The organism is Maritimimonas sp. 2304DJ26-3 (genome assembly GCF_056591635.1).
Map to the genome: position 1 here is coordinate 1 of NZ_JBWQOK010000006.1, position 4,270 is coordinate 4,270.

The 4,270-nt window shown below is 37.3% G+C and carries 1 protein-coding gene; it reads left to right on the forward strand.

The window, feature by feature from the left end; genetic code table 11:
• Positions 1 to 4,270 (forward strand): T9SS type B sorting domain-containing protein (locus tag AC1EUV_RS13755; protein WP_480199297.1); only part of this gene is annotated, 4,270 nt, incomplete at both ends.

Consider the following 4,270-nt stretch of genomic DNA (forward strand, 5'->3'; position numbering starts at 1 on the left):
TATAAATACAGAGTTTGAAGGTCCAAATCCAGATGGCGACGGTGATCCAAGTACAGGAGCTACACAAGATACAGATGGTGATGGTACAAATGATTATTTAGATGTAGATGATGATGGTGATGGTATAGATACCGCTGATGAAAACGATAATACAGATGGCGATGGAAATCCAAATACAAATCCTTTTGACTCAGATGGCGATGGAATCTTAAATTTCTTTGACTTAGACTCAGATAATGATGGTATTCCAGATAATGTTGAATTAATAGGAGATCCGGATGGTGATTTAGTTCCAAATTATATAGACCTTGACTCAGATAACGATGGAATTTATGATGTTACTGAAGCTGGTCAAGGAACATTTGATAGTGACGATGACGGAATAATTGATACGTTGATTAGTGTTGGTATAAATGGATTATTCGACGGATTAGAAACATTTCCAGATAGCGGAATTAGAGATTTGATTAATTTCCCAATATCTGACTCAGACACCGATACTATTATAGATGCATATGAGCTAGATGCAGATAATGATTTATGTAATGATGTTAGTGAGGCTGGATTTACTGATGGTGATACTGATGGTATTTTAGGTACATCTCCTGCTGCGACCGATGCACAAGGTAGAGTAACTAGTGGTGTAGATGGTTATACTACACCAAATGATATTGATACAAACGGCACATTCGATTTCCAAGAGTTTGATGTTACAACTGCAATATCAGTTCAACCTGCGACTCCACCAGCAACTTTGGTTGGAGGAACTGTTAATATAGATGTAACAGCTACAGGTAATACTTATCAGTGGCAGGTTAGCACAACTGGGATAGGTGGACCATATTCTAATATTTCTGATGCAAACCCTAATTATAGCGGTACACAAACAGCAAATTTAATTATTAGTAATGTTCCATTATCTTTTGATGGTAATTTTTATCAAGTGATAGTAAGTACAAATAATTTTGCATGTGATGTTCCAATTACCTCTGATGCAGTGCAAATAACAATACAATTAGATTCTGATGGTGATTTAATTCCAGATGTAACCGATCTTGACGATGATAATGATGGTATTCCAGATGTAGACGAGAATGCAGGAGGTGTTGCTGCCGATTTTGATGGCGATGGAATCATTAATAGCCTAGATTTAGATTCTGATAATGATGGTATTTATGATATTGTTGAATCGGGACAATTAAATGGAGTCGATGTTTTAGACGCAGATAATGATGGTAGAATCGATGGTGCAGATTCGACAACTGTAGGCGCAAATGGATTATTTGATCTCATTGAAACTGACGATACAAATGCTGCAACTGTTACACAACCCACGGCAGATTCAGATACTGACGGAATTGCCGACTCTAATGAGTTAGATGCAGATAATGATACTTGCTTTGATTTAGTTGAGTCTGGCTTTGGTGCTGAAGATTCTGATACAAACGGAAGATTAGGTGCAGATGTGAGCTTAACAGTAGACACTAATGGAGTAGTAAATACTGCCGGACTCACTTTAGGATATACAACGCCAAATGATATAGGTAACAATGGAATATTCGATTTCCAAGAATTTGGTATTGGTGTACAACCTATAACTACACAACCAGTAGATCAGGTAATTGTAATAAATGCTAATGCTAATTTTAACACCGACTTACAGAATACTATAACCTATCAGTGGCAAGAAAGCACAGATGGCGGTTTAAATTGGAATAATATTACTAATGGGGGCGCAAACCCAGTTTATAGTGGCGCTACTACAGAGTCTTTAACTTTAACAATGGTGCCTGGAACTTATGATGGATATCAATATAGAGTAATATTATCTTCTCCAGCTTTTGCCTGTGATGTAAACCAGATTTCAAATGCTGTTTTATTAACTGTTGATACTGATTTTGACGGTGATGGTATTGGTGATAATTTAGATTTAGATGATGATAATGATGGTATTCCGGATTTACAAGAATATAGTTCTGATCCTTTTGCAGATGTAGATGGTGATGGAGTACCAGCTTATTTAGATGATAATGATAATAATATTTCTATAGGAGATGATAATAATGCAGTAGAAGCTGCTTTTGATCTTGATAGCGATGGTGATGCCAATCATTTAGACTTAGATGCCGACGGTGACGGATTGTTTGATGTTAATGAAGCAGGACATCCATTTTTAGATACTGATGGTGATGGATTTATTGATGGAGCTACTACAGGTTCAGGACCAAATGGATTATTCGATGGTGTCGAAATTACTCCAGAGGTAGATCCAACAATTAATTATACAATCACAGATTTTGACGGAGATGGTAATAATAACTTTTTAGATGCAGATGATGATGGGGATGGTGTTCCTACTGCGAGTGAAAATGCAGATCCAAATGGTGATGGAAACCCTTCTGATGCTGTGAATACAGATGGAGATGGCCAACCTAACTACTTAGATATAGATGACGATGGAGATGGTATTTTAACAAGTTCAGAAGGTACCAGTAACCCAGATGGAGATGGTCGACCTAATTATCTAGATCTGGATTCAGATAATGATGGTATAACTGATAATGTTGAAGGACAGACAACGGATGGATATACAATTCCAGAAGGGTTGGATGATGACAATGACGGTTTAGATAATGCATATGAAGCTACTGATGGTATTCAAGCATCCGGAGTAAATACCGATGGTGGGTCTCCTTTTGGTGATGCTACACCAGATTATTTAGATACAGATAGTGATGGAGATACAGTTCCAGACAGTATAGAAGGTCATGATATTAATCAAGATGGATTGCCCGATGCTACACCAATTGGTGATACTGATAATGATGGTTTAGACGATGCTTATGATGGTTCTATTGGCGACTATGCTGATCCTAATGGTTCAATCGTTGCAACGGATCCAGCAACAGATTTACCAGATACAGATGGAACGGAAGATGTAAATTATAGAGATTTAGATGATGATGGAGATGGTGTTCATACCCGTTATGAAGAACCTGACCCAAATGGAGACGGAGACTTTTCTGACTCGCAAAATACTGATGCAAGTACTGGTGACACAACTCCAGATTATTTAGATAATGATGATGATGGAGATGGGATTCTTACATCTGATGAAAATCCAGATCCAAACGGAGATGGTAACCCTGCTGATGCACAAGATACTGACGCTGACGGGACACCAGATTATTTAGATGATGATGATGATAATGATGGAATTTCTACCTTAGAAGAAGGGAATGGAGATACGGATGGTGACGGTAGAGCAGACTATTTAGATATAGATGATGATGGAGATGGGATCATGACAATTGCTGAAGGAGATTTCAGTACAGATGAAGATTCAGATGGACGTCCAAATCATTTAGATTTAGATTCAGATGACGATGGTATACCAGATAATGTAGAGGGACAAACCACAGCAGATTATGAACTCCCTTCAGGTTTAGATGATGATAATGATGGATTAGATAATACATATGATAATTTTAGTAATACAAATCAGAGTAATTATTCATCAGATAATGGAATTCAAGCTGATAATGTAAATACAGATGGTACATCTAACCCTGATTATTTAGATACTGACTCAGACGGAGATGGTGTACTAGATAGTATTGAAGGTCATGATTATGATGCAGATGGCGTTCCAGATAATCAACCAATTGGCGATTCAGATAATGATGGTTTAGATGACGCTTATGACGGATCCATAGGAGATTATGCTGACCCTAATGGGCTTTCGGTTATAAATGACCCAGCAACAGATTTACCTAATAGAGATTTAGATTTAGCTGGAGACATTAATTATCAAGGTCTTGTTCAAGGAGATGCAGAAGTTGATTATAGAGATACCGACGATGATGGTGATGGAATACCAACTTCAGAAGAAGATACTAATGGTAATGGAGATTGGTCTGATGATAATTGTGATAGTACAGATCCTTCTGATAATGATCCTTTTCCAGACTATTTAGATGCTACATCGTGTACAATAGTTCCAAATGGTTTTTCTCCTAATGGAGATGGTGATAATGATTTATTTGTTATACCAGCATTATCATTGTTTGCCAATTTTACAATTGAGGTTTATGATCGCTGGGGTAATATAGTGTATGACTATAGTAATAATGGTAGGGCACGAGCAAACATTCAATGGTGGGACGGATTCTCAACAGGATCCAGGACTATTAAGAAAGGTCAAAAAGTTCCAGTTGGAACGTATTTCTATGTTATTGAATACAATGAAGGTGGTCGAGGTCCAGATAAA